A 2183-nucleotide genomic window follows, 5' to 3' on the forward strand; every position below is an offset into this window, starting at 1 on the left:
GGTCATGATGATGCGGCCGGTCTCCGGCTCAGGGCTTGCGCCGGCTCCGCAGCAATTTCATGACGTCGAGCCGGATGCTCGCGGGAACGTCGCGGCAGCCGCACGCCGCCGCATGCGCGGCGTGCCATTTGACGCGCTGCGCGCGCGTCGCTTTGGGCGGCATGCGATGGGACCGGTGCCATTCCTTGTTGATGGCCACGGTCCCACTTCCTTCGCGCGCTACATCGCCTTGACGATGTTCTCGGTGACCTTCTTGGCGTCGCCGAGCAGCATCATGGTGTTGTCGCGATAGAACAGCGGATTGTCGATGCCGGCATAGCCCGAGGCGAGCGAGCGCTTGATGAACATCACGGTGCCGGCCTTCCAGACCTGAAGCACCGGCATGCCGTAGATCGGCGAGGTCTTGTCCTCTTCCGCGGCCGGGTTGGTGACGTCGTTGGCGCCGATCACGAAGGCAATGTCGGCCTGCGCGAATTCGGAGTTGATGTCCTCGAGCTCGAACACCTCGTCATAGGGCACGTTGGCTTCGGCCAGCAGCACGTTCATGTGGCCGGGCATGCGACCGGCCACGGGGTGAATGGCGTACTTCACCTCGACGCCTTCCTTCTTCAGCATGTCGGCCATTTCGCGCAGCGCGTGCTGGGCCTGCGCCACCGCCATGCCGTAGCCCGGTACGATGATGACCTTGGAGGCGTTCTTCATGATGAAGGCGGCATCGTCCGCCGAGCCGAGCTTGGCGGGCTTCTGCTCGCCCGTCGCCCCGCCGGCCGCGGCGGTCTCGCCACCGAAGCCGCCGAGGATGACCGAGATGAAGGACCGGTTCATCGCGTGGCACATGATGTAGGACAGGATCGCGCCCGAGGAGCCGACCAGCGCGCCGGTGATGATCAGTGCGGAGTTGCCGAGGGTGAAGCCGATGCCGGCCGCGGCCCAGCCGGAGTAGGAGTTCAGCATCGAAATCACGACCGGCATATCGGCGCCGCCGATCGGGATGATCATGAGCACGCCGAGCGCCAGCGCGAGGATGACGATCAGCCAGAAGTCGATCGCGCTGCCGGTCAGGACGAGACCGACGATGAAGAACACCAGCGCCACGGCGAGCGCGATGTTGATGATGTGGCGGAACGGCAGGATGATCGGCGCGCCGCTCATGCGCGCCGACAGCTTGAGGAAGGCGATCACCGAACCGGTGAAGGTCAGCGCGCCGATGGCCACGCCGAGCGACATCTCGACCAGGCTCTGCGCATGGATGTTGCCGGGCGTGCCGATGTCGAAGGCCTCGGGCGCGTAGAACGCGCCGGCGGCGACCAGCACCGCGGCCATGCCGACCAGCGAGTGAAAGGCGGCGACCAGTTCCGGCATCGAGGTCATCGGCACGCGGCGTGCGATGACCGCGCCGATGGCGCCGCCGATGGCGATGCCGACGATGACGAGCACCCAGGCCAGGCCGTCAGCCGGCGGATGGTTGGCGAGCGTCGTGGCGACCGCGATCGCCATGCCGATCATGCCGAACAAATTGCCCTGGCGCGAAGAGGCCGGGCTCGACAATCCCCGCAGCGACAGGATGAACAGCACCCCCGCTACGAGATACAAGAATGCAGAGAGATTGGCGTTCATCTCAGGTCCCCATTGATCCCTTCAGCCCGAGGTGGCCGCTTACTTCGACTTCTTCTTGTACATCGCCAGCATGCGCTGGGTGACAAGGAAGCCGCCGAAGATGTTCACGCAGGCGAAGATCAGCGCCACGAAGCCGAAGGCGCGGGCCCAGCCCGAGCCGCTCGAGACGTTCGCGACGCCGCCGGCGAGCAGCGCGCCGACCACGATCACCGAGGAGATCGCGTTGGTCACGCTCATCAGCGGCGTATGCAGTGCCGGCGTCACCGACCACACCACGAAATAGCCGACGAAGACGGCGAGAACGAAAATCGACAGCCGGAAGACGAAGGGGTCGACGACCTGCGCAACATGCTCCATGGCGGCTCTCCTTATGCTTTCGGCTGGAAGTTCGGGTGGATCACGGCGCCGTCTCTGGTCAGCGCGGTCGCTTTCACGAGTTCGTCGTCCCAGTTCACGGCCAGCGACTTGCTGGTCTTGTCGACCATGGTCTCGATGAAGTTGAAAAGATTGCGCGCGTAGAGGCTCGACGCCGACGCCGCGACACGGCCTGCGACATTGGTGTAGCC

The 2183-nt window shown here is 65.1% G+C and carries 3 protein-coding genes and 1 pseudogene; all 4 read right to left on the bottom strand.

What is annotated here, in order from left to right:
- Positions 1-28: 28 nt before the first annotated feature.
- Complete coding sequence (locus tag AC1D00_RS37810) at positions 29-199, bottom strand: hypothetical protein (RefSeq protein WP_404553141.1); 171 nt, start codon at positions 197-199, stop codon at positions 29-31.
- A gap of 20 nt (positions 200-219) precedes the next feature.
- Complete coding sequence (locus AC1D00_RS37815) at positions 220-1617, bottom strand: NAD(P)(+) transhydrogenase (Re/Si-specific) subunit beta (RefSeq protein WP_135177126.1); 1398 nt, start codon at positions 1615-1617, stop codon at positions 220-222.
- A 39-nt stretch (positions 1618-1656) separates the two neighbouring features.
- On the bottom strand, positions 1657-1974 hold the full coding sequence (locus AC1D00_RS37820) for a proton-translocating transhydrogenase family protein (protein ID WP_027545555.1): 318 nt from the start codon (positions 1972-1974) through the stop codon (positions 1657-1659).
- 11 nt (positions 1975-1985) lie between these two features.
- Positions 1986-2183: pseudogene (locus tag AC1D00_RS37825) on the bottom strand (NAD(P)(+) transhydrogenase (Re/Si-specific) subunit alpha); the annotation flags it as partial.

It is taken from the genome of Bradyrhizobium sp. P2_E8, from assembly GCF_056403875.1.

Coding starts and splice junctions, on each gene's coding strand:
- AC1D00_RS37815 (WP_135177126.1), bottom strand. CDS start 1,617: ATGAACGCCAATCTCTCTGCATTCTTGTATCTCGTAGCGGGGGTGCTG.
- AC1D00_RS37820 (WP_027545555.1), bottom strand. CDS start 1,974: ATGGAGCATGTTGCGCAGGTCGTCGACCCCTTCGTCTTCCGGCTGTCG.